This is a genomic window from Streptomyces sp. NPDC041940 (assembly GCF_055589465.1).
The window spans coordinates 245,405-271,166 of the sequence record NZ_JBVJBP010000007.1 but is presented as its reverse complement, the minus strand read 5'-3'; the positions used below and the strand labels follow the sequence as shown (position 1 = coordinate 271,166).

The 25,762-nt window shown below is 71.5% G+C and carries 22 protein-coding genes and 2 pseudogenes; 16 read left to right on the top strand and 8 right to left on the bottom strand.

Annotated elements, in window-relative coordinates:
- Window positions 1-88: 88 nt before the first annotated feature.
- Window positions 89-1,245: pseudogene (locus ACZ6I3_RS15510) on the top strand (MFS transporter).
- A gap of 453 nt (window positions 1,246-1,698) precedes the next feature.
- Here the strand turns inward: ACZ6I3_RS15510 and ACZ6I3_RS15505 are convergent.
- Both ACZ6I3_RS15505 and ACZ6I3_RS15500 read right to left on the bottom strand, forming a co-directional pair.
- Window positions 1,699-2,214, bottom strand: coding sequence for a MarR family winged helix-turn-helix transcriptional regulator (locus ACZ6I3_RS15505; protein WP_469414942.1), 516 nt, complete (start codon window positions 2,212-2,214; stop codon window positions 1,699-1,701).
- A gap of 48 nt (window positions 2,215-2,262) precedes the next feature.
- Window positions 2,263-2,460 carry a ferredoxin gene (locus ACZ6I3_RS15500; protein ID WP_469414941.1) on the bottom strand — a complete coding sequence of 66 codons (198 nt, stop codon included), beginning with the start codon at window positions 2,458-2,460 and terminating at the stop codon, window positions 2,263-2,265.
- Window positions 2,461-2,468: 8 nt separating this feature from the next.
- Here ACZ6I3_RS15500 and ligD point away from each other — a divergent pair, with 8 nt between their 5' ends.
- From ligD to hemC, 4 genes are all read left to right on the top strand, one after another.
- Window positions 2,469-3,449 carry a non-homologous end-joining DNA ligase gene (gene ligD / locus ACZ6I3_RS15495; RefSeq protein ID WP_469414940.1) on the top strand — a complete coding sequence of 327 codons (981 nt, stop codon included), beginning with the start codon at window positions 2,469-2,471 and terminating at the stop codon, window positions 3,447-3,449.
- Window positions 3,450-3,592: 143 nt separating this feature from the next.
- Window positions 3,593-4,366 (top strand): NPP1 family protein, encoded by a 774-nt coding sequence (locus ACZ6I3_RS15490; protein WP_469414938.1) that lies wholly within the window; start codon window positions 3,593-3,595, stop codon window positions 4,364-4,366.
- Between the two features lie 100 nt (window positions 4,367-4,466).
- Entirely contained in the window at window positions 4,467-5,489 is a 1,023-nt protein-coding gene (locus tag ACZ6I3_RS15485) for a questin oxidase family protein (protein WP_469414937.1), read from the top strand.
- Between the two features lie 68 nt (window positions 5,490-5,557).
- Window positions 5,558-6,493, top strand: coding sequence for a hydroxymethylbilane synthase (gene hemC / locus ACZ6I3_RS15480; RefSeq protein ID WP_469414935.1), 936 nt, complete (start codon window positions 5,558-5,560; stop codon window positions 6,491-6,493).
- 33 nt (window positions 6,494-6,526) lie between these two features.
- Here hemC and ACZ6I3_RS15475 read toward each other — a convergent pair whose 3' ends face one another.
- Together ACZ6I3_RS15475 and ACZ6I3_RS15470 are read right to left on the bottom strand one after the other, a co-directional pair.
- A complete protein-coding gene (locus ACZ6I3_RS15475; protein ID WP_469414934.1) occupies window positions 6,527-7,048 on the bottom strand; it encodes a hypothetical protein in 522 nt (173 codons plus the stop codon).
- Between the two features lie 199 nt (window positions 7,049-7,247).
- Window positions 7,248-7,592, bottom strand: a pseudogene (locus ACZ6I3_RS15470) (MarR family transcriptional regulator).
- A 255-nt stretch (window positions 7,593-7,847) separates the two neighbouring features.
- Here ACZ6I3_RS15470 and ACZ6I3_RS15465 point away from each other — a divergent pair.
- Window positions 7,848-8,639: an RNA polymerase sigma factor SigF gene (locus tag ACZ6I3_RS15465; RefSeq protein ID WP_469414932.1), complete on the top strand. Its 792-nt coding sequence runs from the start codon at window positions 7,848-7,850 to the stop codon at window positions 8,637-8,639.
- Window positions 8,640-8,659: 20 nt separating this feature from the next.
- Here the strand turns inward: ACZ6I3_RS15465 and ACZ6I3_RS15460 are convergent, their stop codons facing one another.
- Complete coding sequence (locus tag ACZ6I3_RS15460) at window positions 8,660-8,980, bottom strand: ANTAR domain-containing protein (protein WP_469414930.1); 321 nt, start codon at window positions 8,978-8,980, stop codon at window positions 8,660-8,662.
- A 252-nt stretch (window positions 8,981-9,232) separates the two neighbouring features.
- Between ACZ6I3_RS15460 and ACZ6I3_RS15455 the strand changes: the two genes are divergently transcribed.
- Window positions 9,233-10,036, top strand: coding sequence for a VOC family protein (locus tag ACZ6I3_RS15455; RefSeq protein WP_469414929.1), 804 nt, complete (start codon window positions 9,233-9,235; stop codon window positions 10,034-10,036).
- A 6-nt stretch (window positions 10,037-10,042) separates the two neighbouring features.
- On the opposite strand, the gene glgX is transcribed toward ACZ6I3_RS15455, so the two are convergent.
- Both glgX and ACZ6I3_RS15445 read right to left on the bottom strand, forming a co-directional pair.
- A complete protein-coding gene (gene glgX, locus ACZ6I3_RS15450) occupies window positions 10,043-12,187 on the bottom strand; it encodes a glycogen debranching protein GlgX (protein ID WP_469414928.1) in 2,145 nt (714 codons plus the stop codon).
- Window positions 12,184-12,696 carry a pep a2 gene (locus ACZ6I3_RS15445; RefSeq protein ID WP_469414927.1) on the bottom strand — a complete coding sequence of 171 codons (513 nt, stop codon included), beginning with the start codon at window positions 12,694-12,696 and terminating at the stop codon, window positions 12,184-12,186. Before ACZ6I3_RS15445 ends, glgX begins: the two co-directional genes overlap by 4 nt.
- A gap of 363 nt (window positions 12,697-13,059) precedes the next feature.
- On the opposite strand from ACZ6I3_RS15445, the gene ACZ6I3_RS15440 reads away from it, so the two are divergent.
- The 8 genes from ACZ6I3_RS15440 (at window position 13,060) to ACZ6I3_RS15405 (ending at window position 24,588) form a co-directional block, all read left to right on the top strand.
- Window positions 13,060-13,386: a DUF5133 domain-containing protein gene (locus tag ACZ6I3_RS15440; RefSeq protein ID WP_469414925.1), complete on the top strand. Its 327-nt coding sequence runs from the start codon at window positions 13,060-13,062 to the stop codon at window positions 13,384-13,386.
- Window positions 13,387-13,461: 75 nt separating this feature from the next.
- On the top strand, window positions 13,462-15,459 hold the full coding sequence (locus ACZ6I3_RS15435) for an alpha-1,4-glucan--maltose-1-phosphate maltosyltransferase (RefSeq protein ID WP_469414924.1): 1,998 nt from the start codon (window positions 13,462-13,464) through the stop codon (window positions 15,457-15,459).
- On the top strand, window positions 15,456-17,174 hold the full coding sequence (treS, locus tag ACZ6I3_RS15430; protein ID WP_469414922.1) for a maltose alpha-D-glucosyltransferase: 1,719 nt from the start codon (window positions 15,456-15,458) through the stop codon (window positions 17,172-17,174). The genes ACZ6I3_RS15435 and treS overlap by 4 nt, the downstream gene beginning before the upstream one ends.
- A 28-nt stretch (window positions 17,175-17,202) precedes the next feature.
- On the top strand, window positions 17,203-18,573 hold the full coding sequence (locus ACZ6I3_RS15425) for a maltokinase N-terminal cap-like domain-containing protein (protein WP_469414921.1): 1,371 nt from the start codon (window positions 17,203-17,205) through the stop codon (window positions 18,571-18,573).
- Window positions 18,574-18,576: 3 nt separating this feature from the next.
- The gene (gene glgB / locus ACZ6I3_RS15420; protein WP_469414920.1) at window positions 18,577-20,784 is read left to right on the top strand and encodes a 1,4-alpha-glucan branching enzyme; all 2,208 of its coding nucleotides are present in this window, start codon (window positions 18,577-18,579) and stop codon (window positions 20,782-20,784) included.
- Window positions 20,785-20,896: 112 nt separating this feature from the next.
- Entirely contained in the window at window positions 20,897-21,985 is a 1,089-nt protein-coding gene (locus ACZ6I3_RS15415; RefSeq protein ID WP_469414919.1) for a glutamate--cysteine ligase 2, read from the top strand.
- A gap of 155 nt (window positions 21,986-22,140) precedes the next feature.
- A complete protein-coding gene (locus ACZ6I3_RS15410) occupies window positions 22,141-24,039 on the top strand; it encodes an AMP-dependent synthetase/ligase (RefSeq protein WP_469414918.1) in 1,899 nt (632 codons plus the stop codon).
- Window positions 24,040-24,153: 114 nt separating this feature from the next.
- Complete coding sequence (locus ACZ6I3_RS15405; protein WP_469414917.1) at window positions 24,154-24,588, top strand: ATP-binding protein; 435 nt, start codon at window positions 24,154-24,156, stop codon at window positions 24,586-24,588.
- Window positions 24,589-24,642: 54 nt separating this feature from the next.
- Here the strand turns inward: ACZ6I3_RS15405 and ACZ6I3_RS15400 are convergent, their stop codons facing one another.
- Window positions 24,643-25,014, bottom strand: a complete 372-nt coding sequence (locus ACZ6I3_RS15400) for a PRC-barrel domain containing protein (protein ID WP_469414916.1) — start codon at window positions 25,012-25,014, stop codon at window positions 24,643-24,645.
- A gap of 344 nt (window positions 25,015-25,358) precedes the next feature.
- On the opposite strand from ACZ6I3_RS15400, the gene ACZ6I3_RS15395 reads away from it, so the two are divergent.
- Window positions 25,359-25,760 (top strand): STAS domain-containing protein, encoded by a 402-nt coding sequence (locus ACZ6I3_RS15395; protein ID WP_469414914.1) that lies wholly within the window; start codon window positions 25,359-25,361, stop codon window positions 25,758-25,760.
- The last annotated feature ends 2 nt before the right edge of the window (window positions 25,761-25,762 follow it).

Sequence of the window (25,762 nt, the reverse complement as noted above, 5' to 3'; positions counted from 1 at the left end):
TCCGGCAGATTATCGGAAGCGGGCCAGGCGCGCCGCGGACGACGATCGCCGGGTGACCGCTTCGAGACGCGACCGACCCGTCCTGTTGATGTCCCTGGGGCACGCCTGCGTGGACGTGTACCAGGGAGCCGTGGCCGCTCTGGTGCCGTACTTCGTCGCCGAGCGCGCCTACTCCTTTGCCGCCGCTTCGGGGGTCGTCCTGGCGGCCTCTCTGCTGTCCTCGCTGGTGCAGCCGCTGTTCGGGGTGCTCACCGACCGGTGGGCGATGCCGTGGCTGCTGCCGCTCAGCGCGCTGACGGCCGGGGGCGGCGTGGCCCTGAGCGGGGTGACCGGCTCCTATGCGCTGACGCTGGCGGTGGTCGCCGTGTCGGGGGTCGGTGTGGCCGCCTACCACCCGGAGGCCGCCCGGGTGGCGCGGGCCGTCGCGCGCGGCCGGCACACGGGGATGAGCTGGTTCTCCTTCGGCGGCAATGCCGGTTTCGCCCTGGCGCCTCTGCTGGTCTTCGCCGTGGTGGCCACGGGCGGGCTGCGCGCCACTCCGCTGCTGGTCGTCCCCGCTCTGGCGGGAGCGGCCCTGTGCGCGGCGGCGGTGCGCTCGGCCGGGTCCGGCGCCGAGGTCGGCGGCGCGTCCGCCGCCGAGGGCCGGGACGACTGGGCGTCCTTCCTGCGGATGTCCGGGGCGGTGGTGTGCCGCTCGGTCGTGTTCGTCGGCCTGAGCGCGTTCGTCTCGCTGTACGTGCGCGAGCGCACCGGCGGCGGGGAGGCGGCCGGTACTGCGGCGCTGTTCGTGCTCTACGCCGGCGGTGCGGTGGGCACGCTGGCCGGGGCAGGCTGGCCGAGCGGTACGGGCGGATGGCGGTGGTGCGCCGGTCGTACGCCCTGACCGTCCTGGCCGTGGCCGGTCTGGTCCTGGTGCCCGGGCCGCCGGTGTATCTGTTCGTCGCGCTGACGTCGGCGGGCCTGTACGTGCCGTTCTCGCTGCACATCACCCTGGGCCAGGACTTTCTGCCGGGGCGTGTGGGCACGGCGAGCGGCGTCACGCTGGGCCTGACCGTGAGCGTCGGCGGCCTCGCCGCTCCCGCGATCGGCGCCCTGGCCGATGCGACCTCCCTCCGGACGGCGCTGCTGCCCCTGATCGCGCTCCCCGCGCTGGGCCGGCTGCTGCTGTGCCGACTGCGCGAGCCCGCGCCGCCGGGCCCCGCGGTCGCGGAGCGGACGGATCCACGGAACCCGGCCGCACGGTGACCGAAGGTCAGCCTCTGCCCGCCCGCCGGGGCGGGCGCCGCCGACTCGGTGGCCGTGGCCCCCGGGGAATCGCAGGCCGACCAACTACCTGGACACATGGCGCCGCGGTGACCGGGGATCAGGCCCTGCCAGCCCGCCGGGGCGGACGGGGGCCGGGGCAGACGCCGCCGACTCGACGGCCGTCCCCCCTGGGGGAACAGTCCGACCACCGGGGCACAAGGCGCCGCGGTGACCGGGGAGCGGACCTGCCCGCCCACTGGGACGGACGGGAGACCGGGGACAGACGCCGCCCGCTCGGTGGCCGTGCGCCCTGGGGAGCACAGGCCGACCACCCGAGCACACGGTGACCTGTCATCAGACCCACCCACGGCGGCCTGGATTCAAGCGCCGCCCACCGGAGCACACGGCGCCGGGGAATCAGCCCCGCCCACCGGAGCACACGGCGCCGGGAGATCAGGCACTGCCCACCGGGGCACTCTGAGGCTCGGGCTCCTCCTCGACGGCGTGGGCGAGGAAGTCGTCGACCATGCGGTGGAAGAGGCCGGCGAGCTGCCGCAGGTCCTCGGGCGACCAGGCGGACAGGGCCATCTGCATGCCACGGACGCCGGCCTCTCGGACCTTAGCGATGCCCTGCCGGCCGGCGTCGGTGAGCTCGATGCGCTGGGCGCGGCGGTCGTCGGGGTCGGGGACGCGGGTGACGTAGCCGGACTTCTGCAACTGCTGCACCGTGCGCGTGACGTGCGAGGCCTCCACACCCAGCCGCGCGGCGAGTTCCCCCGGCCGCAGCGGCTCGGAGTCGGCGACCTGCCGCAGCAGCGCAACGGCGGCCCGGTCGAGCGGCACGCCCGCCAGGGCCATCAGTCGTTCGTGCTGGCGGGCGCGCGTGCTCAGGTACGTGATGCGGGTGAGCGCACGCTCGATCTCGATCACTTCCGGGGAGGGGACGTCGGGGAGCGGTGGTGTGGACATGGAAGCCACTTTACCATCTCGTTGCGTAACTCAAGTAAATCGAGTGGTTCACTCCACCAGCCAGATCGCGACGGCGGGACAGATCGCCACGGCCTCGCGCGCCCCCTCCAGGAAGTCCGCCGAGGGCCGCTCATCCAGCACGAAGGCGACGCCGTCCTCCTCACGCCGATCAAAGGTCCCGGCATCGACGCCGTTCAGGCGAAAGACGCGGAGAACGCGCGTGACCGCACCCCGGTACGTCCACACCTCAACCCGTGGACCTGCCGCTGATCCCGCCCATGCTCGCCACGTCCGGCACCCTGCCGCCCGCCGCGCAGGACGCGCGCTGGGCCTATGAGACCAAGCAGGACGGCCAGCGCGTGGTGGTCTACCTGCCCGGGGACGGCAGCATGCTGCTGCGGGCCCGGTCCGGGGAGGACATCACGGCCGCGTATCCCGAACTGCGGCCGCTGGGCACCGCGCTCGGCCCCACGCCCGCCGTACTGGACGGGGAGATCCTGGCCCTGGACGAACAGGGCCGTGCGAACTTCCAGTTGCTCCAGTCCCGGATGGGCCTGGCCCACGCGCCCGCCAGGGCGGCACGGCGGGCGGCGGAGGTCCCGGTCCACCTCGCGCTCTTCGACCTGATGCACCTGGAGGGCCATGCGCTGCTCCGGCTCCCCTACGCGCGACGCCGCTCGGCCCTGGAGGGCCTCGGGCTCGCCGGGCCCGCCTGGTCGACCCCGGCCGCGCTGGTCGGCCACGGCGCCGAGGCCCTGGCCGCCACCCGCGCGCACGGCCTGGAGGGCCTGGTCTGCAAGCGGCTGGACTCGGTGTACGAACCGGGGACGCGCTCCCGCGCCTGGATCAAGATCCGCAACATGCGCACCGAGGACGTTCTGGTCGGCGGCTGGCAGCCCGGCAAGGGACGGCTCACCGGACTGCCGGGGGCGGTGCTGGTCGGGCAGCGTGCCGCGGGGCGGCTGCGTTACGTCGGGAGCGTGGGCACCGGCTGGAGCGAGGCCGAACGGACGGAACTCGCCGGGCTGCTGCGGGCCGCCGCGAGCGACACCTGCCCCTTCGACCCGGCCCCGCGCGCTCCGGGCGCGCACTGGGTCGTCCCCCGGCTGGTCGGCGAGGTCCGCTACAGCACCCGCACCCGGGAGGGCCTGCTGCGGCAGCCGTCCTGGCTGCGGCTCCGGCCCGACCTCGCGCCCGAGGAGGCGGCGGCCGACATCCCGGACGACTTGGTCTGAAGCGGCACCGGACGCCGGTTGTTGGGCAGTGATTCACTCCTGAGATCCCTCACTTCTCTTGGCATGGACGCGTTCAACCTGGAAGCTGAACCTCCCTTTCCCCCACAGCCGTTGGGCTGCGCCCGGAACATGAGGAGGACGCAGTGTCGTCACGCCCGTTCGCCCCCCGCAGGAGATGGCTCACCGGAGTCGCCGGTGCCGCCGTGCTCGTCCTCGCCTTCCCCGCCACGGCCTTCGCCGCGCCGCCGCGGGCGCTGCCCGCCAACGCGGAGTCGCTGGAGCAGACGTACCAGCCCGCCTACGACTACGACACCGACGGCTGTTACTCCACGCCCGCGATCGGCCCGGACGGCACGGTCAACGGCGGGCTCAACCCGACCGGCGCCCTCAACGGCGACTGCCGCGACGCCTCGGACCTCGACAACACCAACGGCTACTCCCGCTCCAAGTGCAACAACGGCTGGTGCGCGATCCTGTACGCCCTCTACTTCGAGAAGGACCAGGCCGTCGCCGGGAGCGGTACCGGCGGCCACCGGCACGACTTCGAGCACGTCGCGGTGTTCGTGCAGGACAACCAGGTCAAGTACGTGTCGACGTCGGCCCACGGCTCGTTCGACGTGCACGCGGCGTCCGCGGTCCGCTTCGACGGCACGCACGCGAAGATCGTCTACCACAAGGACGGCGTCAGCACGCACTGCTTCCGCCTCGCGAACTCGGGCGACGAGCCGCCGGAGAACCACAAGGGCAACTGGCAGTACCCGGCGCTGGTCGGCTGGAACGGCTACCCGGCCGGGGTGCGCGACAAGCTCACGTCCTACAACTTCGGCAGCGCCAACTTCGGCCTGAAGGACGCCAACTTCGCCAACCACCTCGCCTCCGCCAAGCCGTCCGGCATCGCCTTCGATCCCTACGCCTGATTCCGCCGGGCCCTGGCCTCGAGGCCTAGGCCGTTCGGCCGGTGCGGCTTCCGTCCGGCGTCCGATCCACGGGCGCCGGACGGCCGCATAGCGTCCCGTCATGGACACCCACGACGCGACCGGCACCCTCGAAGAAGCCCTCGAACGGCTCCACGCCTCGGGCCCGGAGCGGCTCGGCAGACTCACCAACCACGCCCCCATGGTCGTGGAGGCACTGACCGCGCACGGCCGGCCGGGGGCCGTGCACCGCTGGCTGGATCTGTACCGGCACAAGCTGGAAAAGTTCCCCGCGCCCCTCGCGCCCGTGACCGACGCCGACTGGCGGGAGGCCCTGGGTGATCCGCGCCGGGCCGCCGATTGGATCGCCTACTTCACCCGGGCGCTCACCGAGCAGCCCTGGCGGGACGTCCTCGCCGCGTGGTGGCCCCGGCTGCTGCCCGGGATGTACGGCGGCTCCACTCATCCCGTGATCCGCGTCGGGCATGCCGTACGCGCCCTGGAAGCCGGGGAGAACGCGCCGCGGCTCGCCGAACTCGCGCACGGCCTGGGCTACTGGGCGGCCCGGCACCGGCCCGTCTCCGGCATCGCATCGCTGCCCGGAGCACCGGATGCGGCGCAATCCCTGGACGCCGTGCCGCCGATCGACGATCCCCGGGGCGGATTCACCGACCGGCTGACGGCCGTACGGCGACTGCCGCTGTGGGCGGGCGACGTGACCGACCCGGACACGGCCCGGGCCCGCCTCACCGAGCTGGTCCGGGCCGCGACCCACCGGTACGCCACCCACGGGCACGGCGAGGAGACCATGCTCGTGCACGCGGCGACGGCGCCCAACGCCGTACTGCGCGCTCTCCCCTCCCTCCCGCGCGGGCTGTGGGCGCCGAGCCTGCACGCGGCGTGGACGGCGTCGGCGGCGGTCACCGCCATGTACGCCCCGGCCGAGCCCGTCGCCGCCGTCCCCGCACCGGACCGCACGGCCGAGGAGGTGCTGGAAACGGCCCTCGCCCATGGTGACGAACACGTCATCAAGCTCACCGACACCGCCCTGGACGTCGGCGACGAGCGGGCCCTCGCCGCGGCCCTGCGCGCGGTCGAGCTGAGCGAGCCGCTCGTCCCGAACTGACGCACGATGCCGGGCGGTCGGGGGAGGTACGGCACGGACACACCCGTGCGAGGGTCTATCGTGTCCGCATGTCCGTCCCCGAACTGATCCGTATCGTCTCCCGCGACTCGCCCATGGCGCTCGCCCAAGTGGAGCGTGTCCGGGCCGAGTTGGCCGCCGCCCACCCCGGAGTGCGCACCGAGGTCGTGCCGGTGAAGACCACCGGCGACAAGTGGATGGGCGATCTGTCCCAGGTCGAGGGCAAGGGCGCGTTCACCAAGGAGGTCGACGCGGCGCTGCTGGCCGGGGAGGCCGATCTCGCGGTGCACTGCGTGAAGGACGTGCCCGCCGACCGGCCGCTTCCCGCGGGCACCGTGTTCGCCGCGTTCCTCAAGCGGGACGACATCCGGGACGCCCTGATCCACCCCGGCGGGCTCACCCTGGACGAGCTGCCGGCCGGCACCCGGATCGGCACCTCGTCGGTGCGCCGGGTCGCCCAACTGGCCGCCACGCACCCGCACCTGGAGTGCGTGCCGTTCCGCGGCAACGCCAACCGTCGCCTGGCGAAGCTCGCCGCCGGAGAGGCCGACGCGCTGCTGCTCGCGGTGTCCGGACTGGAGCGCATCGGCCGCGAGGACGTGATCAGCGAGATTTTGTCCACCGAGGCGATGATGCCGCCCATCGGCGCGGGCGTGCTGGCGCTCCAGTGCCGCGAGGGCGACGCGGAGCTCATCGACGCGGTGAGCGGCCTCGGCGACCCGGACACCTACCGGGAGACGACCGCCGAGCGCATGTTCCTGCATGTACTGCAGGGGCACTGCAACAGCCCGATCGCCGGGTTCGCGCGGGTGGACCGCAGTGGTGAACTGTCCCTGCGGGCCTGCGTGTTCACCCCGGACGGCAAGACGCGGCTGAACGCCCACGAGTGGGCGGGCCGGCTCGACCCGGCCACGCTCGGCACCTCGGTCGCCGTGGCCCTGCTGCGCCAAGGCGCCCGCGAGATCATCGACGGCATCGCGCACTGAGCGGCGGGACGCGGGGGATGTTCTGACGCCGAATCAGGCGGTGCCTTCCTCCGCCTGCTCCCTCAGGAAGACGCTCACCTGGTGCGCCAGGCTGTCCCGCACCGCGCCCTGCTGGGTCCCCGTGGGCCCGTCGTGGACACCGATGCCGCCCGACCACAGCCGGCGCTCGGTCCACTCCTCCTCGACGCGCAGCTGGACCTGGACGTCCACGAGACTCAGGGACGCCTCGGTGCCGGCCGCGTACAGCACGGCGGTGGCCCGGCGCAGCGGATAGACGTCGAAGCCCTCGATGAACTGCGAGTTGCGCCAGTCGAGGAAGGCACTCTCCCCGTCGGGGCCGATCCGTACGTCGATCTGGCCGTCCTCGAGGTGGACGCCGAGGTGCCGGCGGCCGCGGTTCTCGACCGTCACGCGGAGGCAGAAGTACGTCAGCCCGTCGGCGGCGTCGTCACGGCCGCGGGGCGGCTCGGCCGGTTCCAGACGGTGGACGCGGACCCGCAGACCGGCATGCTCGTCGTACTCCTGCCAGTCCCCGACCACGTTCGGCTCGTACACGGTGCCCCTCTCGACCTCTGGAAGCTGCTTCCTATCTGTGGTCTCAGCGCACTGTCAAATGAGCGGAATGCGCTGTGGCCAGGCAGTTCATCCCATTTAATCGGCGATCAAGCCGTGCCCAGCGGTTATCCGGAAACAGCCGGAGAAAGCGGTTGCCGAGGCGTGCCGCACATCACTTTCCCGAGTGAAGATCAACGGGTCATGACTCCCCGGGCTCCTCGTGCAGGGTGTCGGCCAGCTTGCGCAGGGCCGGGAGGGCCGCGTGCAGCGCCTGGCGGTCCGGCTCGTCGAGACGGGACACATGGCGTCGCACGAGGGCGGCGCGGCGGCCGCCGGTCGGCCGGGGCGGTCTCGCGGACCAGACAGCCCGCCCCTGCCAGCCGGTTGACCAGGGTCGACACCGAATTGGCCGCACCCAGACTCGGGTCCTTGGCGGCGCGAAGATGCCGATCCCGGACCGTGTCACGACCAGCCGCAGCAGCTCTGCCTCGGCGCCGCGCAGCCGCCGGTCGGACATCTCTCGCCGCAGGCGCCGCCTGATCAGCCACTGGACCCCGACGAGCGCGTCGGGGAAGGCTCTGCAGCAGAGCTAATCGATCCAGGGAGAGGTCAAGAAAGGCCAGTGGGCGTATTGTCTGAATTGTTTCGTAATCTTCCCGCCCGGGAATGGGCTGTGAGTGCTTCGGACAGGAGGCACGTCCGTGGGAGCCGCCCGGGCCCCCGGTGCCTGCCGTGAGGTCCGAGTCCGCGCTTCCCACGGTGTCTGTCCATTCGGCACCTGCTCAGGGAGGTGCGCATCATGCGTATCGCCGGCAGCACCAGAACGCACCCCCACGACGACGCCCCCGACACCGCCGCGGCGTTCGAACGTCTGACGCGGCTGTCCGAGGGGCCCGAGCGCAAGGCCCTGCGCGACGAGCTGGTCGAGGCCTGGCTGCCCATGGCCGAGCGGATCGCCGTCCGATTCCGCGGCCGGGGCGAGGCCCTGGAGGACCTGTACCAGGTGGCCGCCCTCGGTCTCGTCAAGGCCGTCGACCACTACGACCCGGCGCGCGGCAACGCCTTCGAGGCCTACGCCGTGCCGACGGTCACCGGCGAGATCAAGCGCCACTTCCGTGACCACATGTGGACGCTGCACGTGCCCCGCCGGGTCCAGGACCTGCGCAACCGGGTGCGGCACGCCGCCAAGGAGCTGTCGCAGACCACCCCCGGCCGCGCCCCCACGGTCGCCGAGATCGCCGAGTACGCGCACCTCACCGAGGGCGAGGTGCGCACCGGCATGGAGGCCCTGGAGTGCTTCTCCGCGCTGTCGCTGGAGGCGGAGATGCCGGGGACGGACGGCTACGCCCTCGGGGACGCGATCGGCGGGCCGGACCCGGCCTTCGACACCGTCGTCAACCGGGTGGCCGTCAGGCCCTGCCTGGAGGCGCTGCCGGAGCGCGAGCGGATCATCCTCTATCTGCGGTTCTTCAAGGGCATGACGCAGAGCCGCATCGCCGAGCAGCTCGGCATTTCGCAGATGCACGTCTCCCGGCTGCTGAGCAGCTGCTTCGCCCATCTGCGTGAGGAGCTGCTGGCCGAGACCGGATGAGCGACGCGGGCCGCCGGGGGTCACGCCTCCGGCGGTGTTCCCGGGATCTGCGTCGGTCCGGCGCGGTCGAGGGCGTCTTCCAGTGCGGCCCGGATCTCCCGGGGCATCATGCCGGTGCGCCCCCAGACAAGGATCAGTTCCGCGACGTTGCGCAGCTTGATGTTGGTGTGCTGGGAGACGTCCTTCAGCACGGCCCACCCCTGGTCGGGCGAGACCCGGCCGAGCGCCACGACCATCCCGATCGCCTGGTCCACGACGGCGTGGGAGACGACCGCTTCCTTGAGCTGCTGGATCTCCTCCTGCAGCTCGAAGATCCGCTCCGAGCCCCCGTCCGTGGGCATGGTCACCTCCGGGTCCGGTGCGCCGCTGTCCGTGTGGCCTCACAGGGTGCTTGAGTGCTTTGACGCAGTGTCCGACCCATCCATCGTCGTCACTCGGCCCGCCCGGTGCCACCGGGGCGGACCAGGCCGGTGCACGACACCGTTTGCGTGTCGCCGCCGGGGTACTCGGCAGGCGCCCACAGCGGTTCCGGTTGGACACTGGGTGCACATCCTCCGGTGGCTGCCAGGCCGACGAGATCAGGACGCGACACCATGAACCACGACATGCCCGCCTCCTCCGGCACGAAGGACGTCGTCTCATCACACTCCGTGGTCGGTGCACCCTGCTGGGTGAGCCTGACCAGCCGGGACGTCAAGGCGACGGAGGAGTTCTACAGTGCCGTGCTGGGCTGGCGGTGGCGGCCGGCCAAGCTGGGCGACCGGCACCGGATCGCGTTGGCGGACGGCTCGCCGGTGGCCGGGGTCGCGGGGGTGGCGACCATGTGGCAGATGGCGGTGGCGTGGACGCCGTACTTCGCGGTGCGCAGCGCGGACGAGGCGGTGGCGCGGGTGCAGGAACGCATGGGCACGGTCGCGGTCGGGCCGCTCTCCCTGCCGCCGGGGCGGGCGGCGCTGCTGGCCGACCGGGACGGGGCGACCTTCGGGATCTGGGAGGGCGACCTGTTCACCGACTGGGAGACCTGGCGCAACGCGCAGCCGGTCTTCATCACCCTCCACACGCGTGACGCCTTCGACGCGGCCATCTTCTACGGCGAGATCCTCGACTGGGCGACGCAGCGTCCCGGCTGCTGCGAGGTCCACTACGAGGGCGGGGAGGTCGTACTGCGCAGCCGCGGTGACGTGGTGGCGCGGATCGAGTCGGGGGCGCTGGAGACGGCCCCCGACCCCACGATCCGGCCGCACTGGCAGGTCCACTTCACCGTCGACGACGTGGAGGCCTGCGCCCGGACGGCGGAGCTGCACGGCGGCAGCGTGCTGTCCAAGGGCGGCGACGAGGCCGTGCTGCGCGACCACGACGGCGCCCAGTTCACGGTGACGTCGCGCCGCAGCCGCTGAGCCGGCTCAGCCCGTCTTCCGGGACGGCCGGGACAGCAGGACCAGGCTGCGCGCTCCGACGGTGAGGCCGGTGCCCGCCTTGTGCTCCGCCTCGTCCGGGACGCCGTCCGGGTCGGCGGTGTCGATCAGCGCCGACCAGAGTTCGCCGTAGGCGGCGTCCGGCAGGCGGAAGTCCACCGGCTCCCAGTGGCTGTTGGCCAGCAGCAGGAAGGAGTCGTCCACGACGGGCCGGCCGCGGGGGGCGGGTTCGGCGATGGCGTCGCCGTTGAGGAAGACGCCGACCGAGTGCGCGTCGCCGCGCCGCCAGTCGTCGTCGGTCATCTCCCGGGCGTCGGGCGCCAGCCACACCAGGTCGGGCAGCGGCTGGTCCGCGCGGGTCAGGGTCTCACCCAGGAAGAAGCGGCGCCGGCGCAGCACGGGATGCGCGGTGCGCAGCCGGATGAGGTACCGGGTGAACTCCAGCAGGTCGCGCTGTTCCTCGGTGAGCCGCCAGTCGATCCAGGAGATCTCGTTGTCCTGGCAGTAGGCGTTGTTGTTGCCGCACTGGGTGCGTCCGAGTTCGTCGCCGTGGGAGAGCATCGGGATGCCCTGGGACAGCAGCAGCGTGGCGAGGAGGTTGCGCTGCGTGCGGGTGCGCAGCTCCCGTACGGCCGGGTCGCGGGTCGGTCCCTCGGCGCCGCAGTTCCAGGACCGGTTGGTGCTCTCGCCGTCCCGGTTGTCCTCGCCGTTGGCCTCGTTGTGCTTGTCGTTGTAGGACACGAGGTCGCGCAGGGTGAAACCGTCGTGCGCGGTGACGAAGTTGACGCTGGCGCGGGGCCGGCGCCGGCTGTGCGCGTACAGGTCGGAGGAGCCGGTCAGCCGGGAGGCGAACTCTCCGAGCGTATGGTCCTCGCCGCGCCAGAAGTCCCGGACCGCGTCACGGTACATGCCGTTCCACTCCGACCACAGCGGCGGGAAGTTGCCCACCTGGTAGCCGCCCTCGCCGACGTCCCACGGCTCGGCGATCAGCTTGACGCGGCTGATCACCGGGTCCTGCTGGATGAGGTCGAAGAACGCCGACAGCCGGTCCACCTCGTGGAACTGCCGGGCCAGCGTGGCCGCGAGGTCGAAGCGGAAGCCGTCGACATGCATCTCGGTGACCCAGTACCGCAGCGAGTCCATGATCAGCTGGAGCACGTAGGGGTGGCGCATCAGCAGGCTGTTGCCGGTGCCGGTGGTGTCGTAGTAGTGCTCCCAGTCGCCGTCGACCAGGCGGTAGTACGAGCAGTTGTCGATGCCGCGGAACGACAGGGTGGGGCCCTTCTCGTTGCCCTCGGCGGTGTGGTTGTAGACCACGTCGAGGATCACTTCGAGCCCGGCCGCGTGCAGGGTCTTCACCATCGACTTGAACTCGGCGACCTGCTGGCCGCGGGTGCCGTGCGCGGCGTAGGCGTTGTGCGGGGCGAAGAAGCCGATGGTGTTGTAGCCCCAGTAGTTGGCCAGGTCGCGGCCCTGGAGCACGCCGTCCTGGACGAACTGGTGGACTGGCATCAGCTCCACGGCCGTGACGCCGAGCGAGGTGAGGTGCTCGACGGCCGCGGGGTGCGCCAGTCCGGCGTAGGTGCCGCGGAGTTCGGCGGGCACCCCGGGGTGGGTGCGGGTGAAGCCCTTGACGTGGGTCTCGTAGATCACGGTGTCGGCGTAGGCGCGGCTGGGCGGGTGGTCGTCGCCCCAGTCGAAGGCCGGGTCGGTCACCACGCCGAGCATGGTGTGCCCGGCGCTGTCGGCCGGGTCGGGGCCGTCCGGGTTCCGCTCGTGGAGCGAGGGGTGGTTGTCGATCTGCCCGTCCACCGCGCGGGCGTACGGGTCGAGCAGCAGCTTCGCCGGGTTGCAGCGGTGGCCGGCGGCCGGCGCCCAGGGGCCGTGCACGCGGTAGCCGTAGCGCGTGCCCGGGCCGGCGCCGGGAACGTAGCCGTGCCACACGAAGCCGTCGACCTCGGCCAGCGGCACCCGGGTGTGGGTGCCGTCGTCGTCGACGAGGACCAGCTCGACGCGTTCGGCGACCTCGCTGAAGAGGGCGAAGTTGGTGCCCTCCCCGTCGTAGGACGCGCCCAGCGGGTAGGGGCGCCCGCTCCAGGCGGACGCCCCTGACCGGTTCTGCCGACGGGTCACCGAGCCTCCTCCAGGACCTCGTCCGGCGTGCCGGCCGGGCCGGCCAGCTGTGCGACGCGCACCTCGCGGGGCACGTCGAGGCCCTCGCTCGCCCGCGGGGCGGGCGCGGTCGGCACCAGGGGGACGCGTTCGCCGGCGCGGGCGCGCTGCGAGAACCAGATGACCTTGCTGCCGGTCTCGGTGGCGCAGCACCCCCAGCCGTCGCTCATCGCCGCGAGGTGCTCCAGGCAGCCTCGCAGTTCCTGGTCGGGGCGCAGGGCGCGGTCGTTGTCCCCGATGGCGGTGATCAGGTGCTGCCCGTTCCACCACATCTCGATCGAGGTGTTCTTGTCCGTGGCGTGTTCGTCGATGGCCTCGAGCAGCATCTCGGCACCGCCGCAGACGGGCTGGATCAGGTTGTCCAGGTCCCAGAACTTCAGGTGAGCGGCCAGAATGCGGCTGACCTGTCCCACCCGTTCCGGGCTGACTTCCACGTCGAGGTGGTAGTAGCAGGGCACTGCGGTCTTCATCGGTCGGCTCCTCACCGCGAGGCTCAGCTCCTCCTCGCTCCCGCAGTCCTGCGGGACGAGCCCCGAGCACGGAACGTGAGCGTGTATCGCTTCTGAGTCACCCTCAGAGTGAGGGGGCTAGCCCGTTCGTGCAACACGAGCGCACGGCCGAGGCGGTCGGGCCACGACCGGGTGCACCTTGACGGCCTGAACCTCTCACCCGGACGCGCCACTGGTTGAAGCTCTAACAGGACGTTTAGTGGTCATACATGCACCATGTGTGACAGAACTCGATCGCCGTGACGGTTCCGTGGCGCTGTGCGCGCGGCCGCCGTCCGACCGTCGGGAGACCGTGCCCCTCGAGCCCGAAAGGTGATCGGCGCCATGCTGCTACCCGCCAAAGCCGAAGTCGCCCGGCAGTTGCGGCGTTACCGGGCCTGGGAACGCGTGATGCTCGCGGCACCCAACGACCGCACGGTGCGGACCACGTTCGAGGACTCCGGCTACACGCTCTGCGTGCTGATGGGCAAGCGCTGCGCACGGGAGGCGGCGGACGCGGCCGAGCGGTACCTGCGCACGAACCAGATCACCTATCTGCAGGAACAGCAGGTCACCTGTCGGCAGGAACAGAACGAACGACCCCGTCCGGCCACCGCGGTGCGACGACGACCACCGGCGGCGGCGGAGCGGCGGTACCCAGCGGGAAGGTAACGGCCTTTCCGTACATCTTGTCCCCATGAACCGGGCCCCGAGGGCCCGGTTCCGAGCACGGTGGAGGTGAGGACCATGAGTAGGACCCGGGCCATCGGCCGTATCCCCGTACGGGATGTCCGACCGGCCGTGGAGAGCGGCAACCGGCCGGCGAAGGCGGTCGTGGGAGAGACGTTCGAGGTCACCGCCACCGTGTTCCGGGAGGGGCACGACGCGGTGGCCGCCAATGTCGTGCTCAAGGATCCCGAGGGCCGCCCCGGACCGTGGACGCCGATGCGGGAGCTGGCTCCGGGCAGCGACCGGTGGGGCGCCGAGGTCACCGCCGACGCGGTCGGCCGCTGGTCGTACCGGGTGCAGGCCTGGAGCGATCCGGTGGCCACCTGGCGCCGTGCGGCGGGCATCAAGGTGCCGGCCGGCATCGACCCGGGCCTGGTCCTGGAGGAGGGCGCCGACCTCTACGAGCGGGCAGCGGCGGGCGTTCCGAAGAACGACGGCCGCGGCGTGCTGCTGGGCGCGGCGCAGACACTGCGCGACGACTCACTGCCTCCTCCGGCGCGGCTGGCGGCGGCGCTGACGCCTGAGGTGGAGGAGGTGCTGGCCCGGCATCCGCTGCGGGACCTGGTCACCACCTCCGAGCCCCTGCCGCTGCTGGTGGAGCGGGAGCGGGCCCTGTACGGCTCCTGGTACGAGTTCTTCCCCCGCTCCGAGGGCACCCGGCAGCAGCCGCACGGCACGTTCCGCACCGCCGCCCGCCGCCTCCCGGCGATCGCCGCGATGGGCTTCGACGTGGTCTACCTGCCCCCGATCCACCCGATCGGCACGACCTTCCGCAAGGGCAAGAACAACACCCTCTCCCCCGGCCCCGACGACGTCGGCGTGCCCTGGGCGATCGGCTCCCCCGAGGGCGGCCACGACGCCGTCCACCCCGCCCTGGGCACCCTGGAGGACTTCACCTGGTTCGTCGGCCAGGCCCGGGACCTGGGCATGGAGGTGGCCCTGGACTTCGCCCTGCAGTGCTCCCCCGACCACCCCTGGGTGCAGAAGCATCCCGAGTGGTTCCACCACCGCCCCGACGGCACCATCGCCTACGCCGAGAACCCGCCCAAGAAGTACCAGGACATCTACCCCATCGCCTTCGACGCCGACCTGGACGGCCTGATCGCCGAGACCGTGCGGGTCCTGCGGCACTGGATGGACACCGGCGTGCGGATCTTCCGCGTCGACAACCCGCACACCAAGCCGGTCGTCTTCTGGGAGCGGGTCATCGCGGACGTCAACCGCACCGACCCCGACGTGATCTTCCTGGCCGAGGCCTTCACCCGCCCGGCCATGATGGCCACCCTGGCCCAGATCGGCTTCCAGCAGTCCTACACCTACTTCACCTGGCGCAACACCAAGCGGGAACTGACCGACTACCTCACCGAACTCTCCGGCGAGGCCGCGACCTACATGCGGCCGAACTTCTTCGCCAACACCCCCGACATCCTGCACGCCTACCTCCAGCAGGGCGGACGCCCCGCCTTCGAGGTCCGGGCCGTCCTCGCCGCGACCCTCTCCCCGACCTGGGGCATCTACTCCGGCTACGAACTGTGCGAGAACACCCCCCTCAGGCAGGGCAGCGAGGAGTACCTCAACTCGGAGAAGTACCAGCTCACCCGCCGCGACTGGGACACCGCCGAACGCGAGGGACGCACCCTCACCCCCCTGCTGACCAGGCTCAACACCATCCGCCGGGACCACCCGGCCCTGCACCGGCTCAGGAATCTCCGCTTCCACCACACCGACAACGACGCCCTCATCGCGTACAGCAAGCGCACGGGAAACGACGTCGTCCTGGTGGTCGCCAACCTCGACCCCCACCACGCCCAGGAGGCGACGGTCTCGCTGGACATGCCGCAACTCGGCCTGGACTGGCACGAGTCGGTGCCGGTGCGGGACGAGCTCACCGGCGAGACCTACCACTGGAGCAGGAACAACTACGTGCGTCTCGAGCCGGGGCGGGCTCCCGCGCACGTCTTCCACGTCCTGTCACCGCCCGCCGCGCAAGCGATCGGAGGGGCAGGAACGTCATGACCGTGAACGAGCCCGTGCTGGACACCTTCGAGGACACCCCCGTCAGGGACCGGGACCCGGAGTGGTTCAAGCGCGCCGTCTTCTACGAGGTGCTCGTCCGCTCGTTCCAGGACAGCAACGGCGACGGTGTCGGGGACCTGAAGGGCCTGACCGCCAAGCTGGACTACCTCCAGTGGCTCGGCGTCGACTGCCTGTGGCTGCCACCGTTCTTCAAGTCGCCCCTGCGCGACGGCGGCTACGACGTCTCCGACTACACGGCCGTGCTGCCGGAGTTCGGCGACCTCGCCGACTTCGTGGAGTTCGTCGACGCCGCCCACCAGCGCGGCATGCGCGTGATCATCGACTTCGTCATGAACCACACCAGCGACGAGCACGCGTGGTTCCAGGAGTCGCGGAAGGACCCCGACGGGCCCTACGGCGACTACTACGTGTGGGCCGACGACGACAAGGGCTATCCGGACGCCCGGATCATCTTCGTCGACACGGAGACGTCGAACTGGACGTACGACCCCGTGCGCGGTCAGTACTTCTTCCACCGCTTCTTCTCCCACCAGCCCGACCTCAACTACGAGAACCCGCGCGTCCAGGAGGAGATCCTGGCCGCGCTGAAGTTCTGGCTGGACCTGGGCATCGACGGGTTCCGGCTGGACGCGGTGCCCTATCTGTACGCGGCCGAGGGCACCAACTGCGAGAACCTGCCCGCCTCCCACGCGTTCCTGAAGCGGGTGCGCAAGGAGATCGACACGCAGTACCCGGACACCGTGCTGCTCGCCGAGGCCAACCAGTGGCCCGAGGACGTCGTCGACTACTTCGGCGACTTCGCGAGCGGCGGCGACGAGTGCCACATGGCCTTCCACTTCCCGGTCATGCCGCGCATCTTCATGGCCGTACGACGCGAGTCCCGCTACCCCGTCTCGGAAATCCTGGCCAAGACCCCCGCCATCCCCTCGGGCTGCCAGTGGGGCATGTTCCTGCGCAACCACGACGAGCTCACGCTCGAGATGGTCACCGACGAAGAGCGCGACTACATGTGGGCCGAGTACGCCAAGGACCCCCGCATGCGCGCCAACATCGGCATCCGCAGGCGCCTGGCTCCCCTGCTCGACAACGACCGGCACACCATCGAGCTGTTCACCGCGCTGCTGCTGGCCCTGCCGGGCTCGCCGATCCTCTACTACGGCGACGAGATCGGCATGGGCGACAACATCTGGCTCGGCGACCGGGACGCGGTGCGCACACCGATGCAGTGGACGCCCGACCGCAACGCCGGCTTCTCCACCTGCGACCCGGGCCGCCTCTTCCTGCCCGCGATCATGGACCCGGTCTACGGCCACCAGGTGACCAACGTCGAGGCCTCGATGACCTCGCCTTCGTCGCTGCTGCACTGGACCCACCGCATGATCGAGATCCGCAAGCAGAACCCCGCCTTCGGACTCGGCACGTACACCGAGCTGCTCTCCTCCAACCCGGCGGTGCTGGCGTTCCTCAGGGAGTACGAGGACGACCTGGTGCTGTGCGTGAACAACTTCGCGCGGTTCGCGCAGCCCACCGAACTCGATCTGCGCGAGTTCGCCGGGCGCCATCCGGTGGAGCTGTTCGGCGGGGTCCGCTTCCCGGCCATCGGGGAGCTGCCGTATCTGCTGACCCTCGGGGGTCACGGCTTCTACTGGTTCCGGCTCACCCGAGTCGTATCCCGCATCGGACGGCGACTGTGAGCACGCGCCGGGACAAGGAGGCGTGACCATGGCGAAGACCGTATCCCTCCGTCCGAGCCTCACGCGCCCGGCCGAACCCATGGAGTCGCTCGGCGCGCTGCTGCGCGACTGGCTGCCCCGCCAGCGCTGGTTCGCGGGCAAGGACCGGCCCGTCACGGAGCTCGGCCTGCTGTCGATGACCGAGCTGTTCCCGGGCTGTCTGCACCTGCTGGTCCACGCCGCGCACGCCGGGCACACGGGTGTGCCCTCGCCCGGCGGTGCTCCCCCGCCCGGCGACTGCTACCAGCTCCTGCTGGGCGTACGGGAGCACCCGTCGCCGCGCCTCGGCCGGGCACTCATCGGGCGGGTGCAGGACGGGCCGCTGGCCGGGCTGACGGTCTACGACGCGCTGCACGACCCCCGTTCGTCCCAGCTGCTCCTTGACCGGCTGCGCCAGCCCGGCACGGCCGGCCCGCTGCGCTTCGACTGCGACCCGGACCAGCGGGTGCCCGCCGGACTGGTGCCGCGGCTGCTCGACGCCGAGCAGTCCAACTCCTCGCTGGTGTACGGCGACGAGTACATCCTGAAGATCTTCCGGCGCATCCAGCCGGGCGTGAACCCGGACCTGGAGGTGCCCGGGGCGCTGGCCCGCCAGGGCTGCCACCGCGTCCCCGCGCCTGTGGCCTGGTTCCAGATGAACCATCCCTTCAAGGCGACGCTCGGTGTGCTCCAGCCGTATCTGCGGGACGCCTCCGACGGCTGGACGCTGGCGCTGCACGCCCTGGCCGCCGGGGACGACTTCACGGTGCAGGCCCAGGCGCTCGGCGCGGCCACGGCGGATGTGCACCTCGCGCTGGCCTCGGCCTTCCCGGTCGGCGCGCCCGGGGAGAACGGGCGTACGGCGACGGCGATGACCGAACGGCTGGACGCCGCCGCGCACTGCGTGCCCGCGCTCCAGCCGTTCGTGCCGGGCCTGCGGACCGCGTTCGCCGCACTCACCGCCTGCGACCCCGGGCCGCCCGCCCAGCGCATCCACGGCGACCTGCACCTGGGCCAGGTGCTGCGGGCCGGGCGTGAGTGGTTCGTCATCGACTTCGAGGGCGAGCCGTCCCGGCCGCTCTCCGAACGGCGCAGCGCCCACTCCCCCGTGCGGGACATCGCCGGGATGCTGCGCTCCTTCGACTACGCCGCCCGGCAGCGCCGCCCCTGGCGCCCGGAGTGGGCGCGGCGCTGCCGCGAGGCCTACTGCGCGGGCTATGCCGCCCGCGCCGGCTGGGATCCGCGCAAGAAACACGGACTGCTCCGCGCCTATGAGACGGACCGGGCCGTGTACGAGGTGCTGTACGAGGCACGGCACCGCCCCGACTGGCTGCCTGTACCGATGGCGGCGATCGAGCGCCTCGCTGTGAGAGGAGACTGAGCCGTGGCCCTGCGAGACACCTCAATCCCGGAGCCGTCAGGCCCGGTCCCGAGCGCGACCGCGCCCGCCCTGAGCCCGGAGGACCGCGGGCGCCTGCTGGCGGGCGCCCACCACGATCCGCACGCGCTGCTAGGCGCCCACCCGGTCCCCGGCGGGATCGTGTTCCGGGCACTGCGTCCCTTCGCCCGCTCCGTGAGCGTCGTGATCGGCGGGAAGCGCACCGCCCTCGTCTCGGAGGGCGACGGCCTCTTCTCGGGCGTGCTGCCGCTGGAGGCGATCCCGGAGTACACGCTGCACGTGGCGTACGAGGGCAGTGAGCAGGAGGTACACGACCCGTACCGCTTCCTGCCCGCGCTCGGCGAACTCGACCTGCACCTGATCCGCGAGGGCAGGCACGAGCAGCTGTGGCAGGCGCTCGGCGCCGAGCCCATGACCCACGAGGGCGTGACCGGCACCCGGTTCACGGTGTGGGCGCCGAACGCGCAGGGCGTGCGGGTCGCCGCCGACTTCACCCACTGGGACGGGACGCAGTTCCCGATGCGGTCCCTGGGCGCCTCCGGGGTGTGGGAGCTGTTCCTGCCGGGCGTCGGCGAGGGCACCGCGTACAAGTTCGAGATCCACTCCCGGTACGGGCACCGCTTCCTCAAGGCGGACCCGATGGCCCGCCGCGCCGAGGAGCCGCCGAACACGGCGTCGATCGTGACGGCCTCGCACTACGAGTGGGCCGACGCCGAGTGGATGACGCACCGCGCCGACACGCCGGTGCACGAGGCGCCCATGTCGGTGTACGAGGTGCATCTGCCGTCCTGGCGCCCGGGGCTGACCTACCGGCAGCTCGCCGAGGAGCTGCCCGCGTACGTCAAGGACCTCGGCTTCACGCACCTCGAGCTGATGCCGGTCGCCGAGCACCCCTTCCACGGCTCGTGGGGCTACCAGGTCACCGGCTTCTACGCGCCGACGGCCCGGCTGGGCTCCCCGGACGACTTCCGGTTCTTCGTCGACGCCTGCCACGGGGCCAGCATCGGCGTGATCATGGACTGGGTGCCGGCGCACTTCCCGAAGGACGACTGGGCGCTGGCCCGGTTCGACGGGGACCCGCTGTACGAGCCCGGGGACGGGCGGCGGGCCGAGCACCCGGACTGGGGCACGTACGAGTTCGACTTCGGCCGCACCGAGGTGCGCAACTTCCTCGTGGCGAACGCGGTGTACTGGTGCGAGGAGTTCCACATCGACGGGCTGCGGGTGGACGCGGTCGCCTCGATGCTCTACCTCGACTACTCACGCGAGGACGGCCAGTGGGAGCCCAACGCCTACGGCGGCCGGGAGGACCTGGCGGCCATGGCGTTCCTGCAGGAGATGAACGCGACCGTGTACCGGCGTGCTCCCGGCGTGGTCACCATCGCGGAGGAGTCCACCGCCTGGGGCGGCGTGACCCGGCCGACCGACACCGGCGGGCTCGGTTTCGGGCTGAAGTGGAACATGGGCTGGATGCACGACTCGCTGGAGTACCTGAGCCACGAGCCGGTGCACCGCAAGTACCACCACCACGAGATGACCTTCTCGATGGTGTACGCGTACAGCGAGAACTACGTCCTGCCGATCTCCCACGACGAGGTCGTGCACGGCAAGCAGGCGCTGGTGTCGAAGGCGCCGGGCGACTGGTGGCAGCGGCGCGCGAGCACCCGCGCCTACCTCGGCTTCATGTGGGGCCACCCCGGCAAGCAGCTGCTCTTCATGGGGCAGGAGTTCGCGCAGGGGGCCGAGTGGTCGGTGGAGCACGGGCCGGAGTGGTGGCTGCTCGACGACGGCTACCACTCTGCGGGCGACCACCGGGGCGTGCGCGATCTGGTGCGTGACCTGAACACGGCGTACCGGGCGACGCCGGCGCTGTGGCAGTGCGACACCCGTCCGGAGGGCTTCCGGTGGGTGGCGGTGGACTCGGCCGACGACAACGTCTTCGCGTTCCTGCGGTACGACGCCGAGGGCGGTCCGCTGCTGGCGGTGTCGAACTTCTCCCCCGTCGTCCGGCACGACTACGGCCTCTGGGTCCCGGACGACGTCGTCGCCTGGCAGGAGACCCTCAACACCGACGACACGCGCTACGGCGGAAGCGGAGTCACCAACCCGGATCCGGCCAAACCGGAGGCCGGCCTGGTCCGGATCACGCTGCCTCCGCTGGCCACCGTGTGGCTGAAGCCGTTCGCTCCGTGACGTCCCACGGACGCGCCAGGTGTCCGACCCGCCCGTGAGGGGCACTGGGGGTCGTACCACCGGGAGGATCCGGTGGTACGACGCGGCAGGGTCGCAGAAGGGCGGGCATCAGGTGCGCACCGTCGGAGTGGAGGAGGAACTCCTCCTGGTCGATCCGGAGAGCGGCGAGCCGCGGGCGCTGTCCGCGGCGGTGCTGGCCCACGCGGCGCGGGACGGCGCGGATCAGGACGTTTTCGAGAAGGAACTCCACGAGCAGATGCTGGAGTTCGCCACCCATCCGCAGTCGTCCATGGAGAGCCTGCGCGCGGAGATCGTCCGCTGCCGCGAGGAGGCCGCCCGGCACGCCGGGGAGATCGGCTGCACCGTCGCGGCGCTCGCCACCTCCCCGCTGCCCGTCAGCCCCGCCATAAGCGTCAACCAGCGCTACCAGTGGATGGCGGAGCGCTACGGCATCGCCACCCGGGAGCAGCTCGTCATGGGCTGCCATGTGCATGTGTCGGTCGAGTCCGACGAGGAGGGCGTGGCGGTCATCGACCGGGTGCGGCCGTGGCTGCAGGTGCTGCTGGCGCTCAGCGCGAACTCGCCGTTCTGGCAGGGCCACGACTCGGGGTACAGCAGCTACCGCAGCCGGGTGTGGCAGCGCTGGCCGTCGGCCGGTCCGACCGGGATCTTCGGCTCGGCCGAGCGATACCACCGGCTGGTCGCGGAGATGGTCGCCACCGGGGTCATCCTCGACGACGGGATGATCTACTTCGACGCGCGGCTGTCCCGGGAGTATCCGACGGTGGAGGTGCGGGTCTCGGACGTCTGTCTGCGCTCCGGCACGGCCGCGCTGGTCGCCACCCTGGTCCGCGGGCTCGTCGAGACCGCCGCACGGGAGTGGCGGGCGGGCCGGGAGCCCCTCGATCACAGCGTCAGCCTGCTGCGGCTGGCCTACTGGCAGGCCGCCCGGTCGGGTCTGACGGGCGAGCTGCTGCACCCCGCGACCATGCGGCGCATGCCCGCCGAGGCAGTGGTGCGTGCCCTGCTGGACCATGTCGGTCCGGCCCTCTCGGACACCGGTGACTTCGACCGTGCCCGGACCGCCTGCGCGAAGCTGCTGCGCGAGGGCAACGGCGCACAGGTTCAGCGCGAGCTGATGGAGCGTACGGGCAGCCTGCGGGACGTCGTCACCGAGTGCGTGCGCCACACCCAGGGCTGAGCCGTCCCGCACGTCCCTTCGATCACACCGAGATCATCAGCGGTGTCACTTCCGTATTTCCCGACCCCGAAGGGTCCCGACTCGACTACATTCGAGCACCGCCGATGACGGTACCCGTCGGCAATGTCACACCCCGTACACGTCAGGAGCAGTGCATGCGCGACACGGCCCTCGCTCCACCGGCCTTCTCGCCCCTGACCGGCGGGCTCGCCGACAGCGTCTTCGAGACGGCGGACCGCGAACCCACCCGGCCGATGCTCGCCCGCCGCACCGACCCGTCCTCCGCCGTCTGGGAGGAGGTGACGGCGATCGAGCTGCGCGACGAGGTGGTGGACGTGGCCAAGGGGCTGATCGCGTCCGGGATCGCGCCGGGCCACCGCGTGGCGATCATGGCGCGCACCCGGTACGAGTGGACCGTCCTGTGCTACGCGCTGTGGGCCGTGGGCGCCGAGGTCGTCCCGGTCTACCCGTCGTCGTCCCGCGACCAGGTGGAGTGGATCCTGCGGGATTCCGGCTGTGTGGCCGTGGTGGTGGAGGACGAGCAGGGCGTCATGACCGTCGGCTCGGTGTGCGCGGCGCTGCCGCTGCTGAGCCATGTCTGGCAGCTGGACGCGGGAGCGCTGGAGGAGCTGGCGGTGCGCGGGGAGTCCGTGGCGCTCGCCACGGTCGACTCGATGCGCCGCATCGTGCTGCCGGACTCCACCGCCGTCATCGCCTACACCTCCGGCACGACCGGCCACGCCCTGGGCTGCGCCCTCAGCCATCGCAATCTGGCCGGGACCTGCGACACGCTGCTGGCCGGCTGGGGTCAGACGGCGGCGGCGCGCGGGGAGCAGGGCTCCGTGCTGGCGTTCCTGCCCTTCTCCCATGTGTACGGGCTCATGATCCAGGGCCTGTGCGTGCGCGGCGGCCTGCTGATGGGGCACCAGGCCGAGCTCGGCGGGGAGGCGCTGTTCTCGGCGCTGCGCTCCTTCCGGCCCACGTACTTCTACGCGGTCCCGTCGGTCTTCGAGAAGATCTACAAGAACTTCCTGCGCACGGCGCAGCAGGGGGGCCACGGCGGGCTGTTCGAGCGGGCCGCCGAGACGGCGCGGGGCTTCGCCGCGGCCCTCGAACGCCAGCGGCTGGGCCGGGGCCGCGGACCCGGTTTCGATCTGCGGCTCCAGCACGCCCTCTACGACCGCACGGTGTACCGCAGGCTGCGGGCCGCGCTGGGCGGCCGGGTGCGGCGGGCGACATCCGGCGGCTCCCCCCTCAGCCGCGACCTGTCCCTCTTCTACGAGGGCATCGGCATCTACGTGAACGACGGCTACGGCCTGACGGAGACCAGTGGCGGGGTGACGATGCAGCCGCTGGGCCGGGAGAAGTCCGGGACCGTCGGGCAGGCGCTGCCGGGCACGGAGATCCAGGTCGCCGACGACGGGGAGATCCTGGTGCGCGGCCCGTCGGTGTTCCAGGGATACGTGGGTGACGACGCCGGCACCCGGGCCGCTCTGCGCGGGGGCTGGCTGGCCACCGGGGACCTCGGGCGACTGGACGCGGAGGGCTATCTGACGATCACCGGCCGCAAGAAGGACATCATCATCACGAGCAGCGGCAAGAGCGTCGCCCCGGCCTCCCTGGAGCAGCGGCTGCGGATGCATCCGCTCATCCATCAGGCGGTGGTGGTGGGTGACAACCGGCCCTGTGTCGGCGCCCTGATCACGCTGGATCCGGAGTTCCTGGCGCACTGGCGGGCGGCGCTGGCGCTGCAGGGCGAGATGCGGGAGGCGCGGGAGGAGAACGCCCTGCGGGAGGAGGTCGCGCGGGCCGTGGCCGCGGCCAACAGCGCCGTGTCGCGCTCGGAGTCGATCCGGGTGTTCCGGGTGCTGCCGGAGCCGTTCGACGTGGCCAACGGGCTGCTGACACCGTCGATGAAGCTGCGCCGGGACGAGATCGTGCGGCACTACGCGGCCGAGATCGACACGATGTACGAGTCGCGCAGGCGTCCCGGGCGGCCGAGCACTCCGGAGGATCCGTCGCACTGGGACGACTCGGACAACGTGTTCCGTTGAACGCGGACCGGACGCGTAGTCCGCGCTCGCACGGGAACACGACAGTGGCGACGCAAGAGAGAGGACGACAGCCCTGACGGCAGCCCTTGCTGACGACCGGGCCGGAAAGGCGATATGTCAACCGAGCCGCGTGGGGACGAAGCACTGACCTCCGAGGACATCCCGAGCCGCACGAACAGCTTCGTGGGCGAGCCGCACGACGTGACCGGCGCGCGGCTGGCCGCTGAGGGGTTCTTGCGTGACCTGGCACGATCCTCGCCGCCCTCTGCCCCCGAGTACTGGGACGACATCCTGCTGGTGGTGACGGAACTGGCCGCCAACGCGGTCCAGTACGCCCCGGGGCCGTTCGCGCTGCGGATGCGCCGGACCTTCGACGGGGTGCACGTGGTGGTGCACGACACCAGCAGCACGGAGCCCGCCCCGCGGCCCTTCGATCCGCGCAGCGGGGGCGGCGGCATCGGCTGGCACCTGATCCACACCTTGTGCGACCAGGTCAGCGTGGTGGCCGACGAGCGCGGCAAGGACGTGCACGTGTTCCTGCCCTGGTGAGCCGGGAGCGTCACGGGCGCGGAGCCCCCGTGACCGGCTCAGACCGAGGCCGTCTCAGACCGAGGCCGTCTCGCGTGGCGGCAGCCGGTCGTAGTAGTCGCCCACGGCCGTCAGGTACTCCCGGTCCCTGGTCTCGCTGTCCGTCTGGAAGCGGGGGGCCTCCTTCGCGTCTCCCCTGGTACAGGCCAGTGTGATCTTCCGGGCCTCTGTGTCGATGCCGATGACGACTCCGGCCGGCACCAGCACGCTGCGGCCGAACACCCAGACTCCGGTGTCGACGACCAGGTGCCGCATGCCGTGCGGGGCGGCCTCGCGGTCCATGTGCCCGATCGTGCCGTCGGTCGCGGCGACGGTGAACCCGGTCAGGTCCTGCCCCTCGACGTGACCGCTGTCCGGCGCGTACGACCAGATTCTGTCGATGGCCACGCTGCTCCATCCTCCTTCGCGGTGTGCGGATCGCGGATCCCCGGGCGGACGGTTCCCGCACACCCGGTTCCACAGCAGCAGTTACCCTCCTGCCGCACGCGCATTCGGCGCACACCCCTGCCACCGTACGACGCGGAGCGGCAGGTCTCGGAGAGATTCGGGTCAGGGGGAATGGAGGGCGGCTTCCGGGGTAATCGCGGGGGCGCGGTGAAAACGGAGCCCGGTGACGAAGGGAGGCGCATGAGACACGGCAGTCGAGCCCGCCCCACGACCGGCATCGCCCCGTACCGCGGTCACCCCTGAGAGGTGACCAGCCCAGGCCGTAGCTTTTGTTGGAGGTATCCGTGCCCCTCGCCCAGAACCCGCTGTCCGTGGAAGTCGAGCTGCCCCGGGAGGACGTGGCCCTGATCACGGTCGACGGCTACCTGGACGTCGACACCGCGACCGAGTTCCAGGCCCATCTGGCCAACCAACTCCACCACGGCCGACGGCACTTCCTGCTCGACCTGTCGTCCGTCCCCTTCATGGACTCATCGGGGATGAACATCATCCTCCGCGTGTACCAGGAGACCCGCAAGACCGCCGGCAGCGTGCACGTCATCAGCCCGACGTCCGCCGTGCGACGCATACTCGACCTGACGGGCGTCAGCATCACGGTTCCCATATCGGAGAGCGTGGACGAGGCCCTGGCCCGTGCCGACGAAGTGCCGGACACCCCCCAGGAGCCGGGGGAAGCGGGCGCCTGACG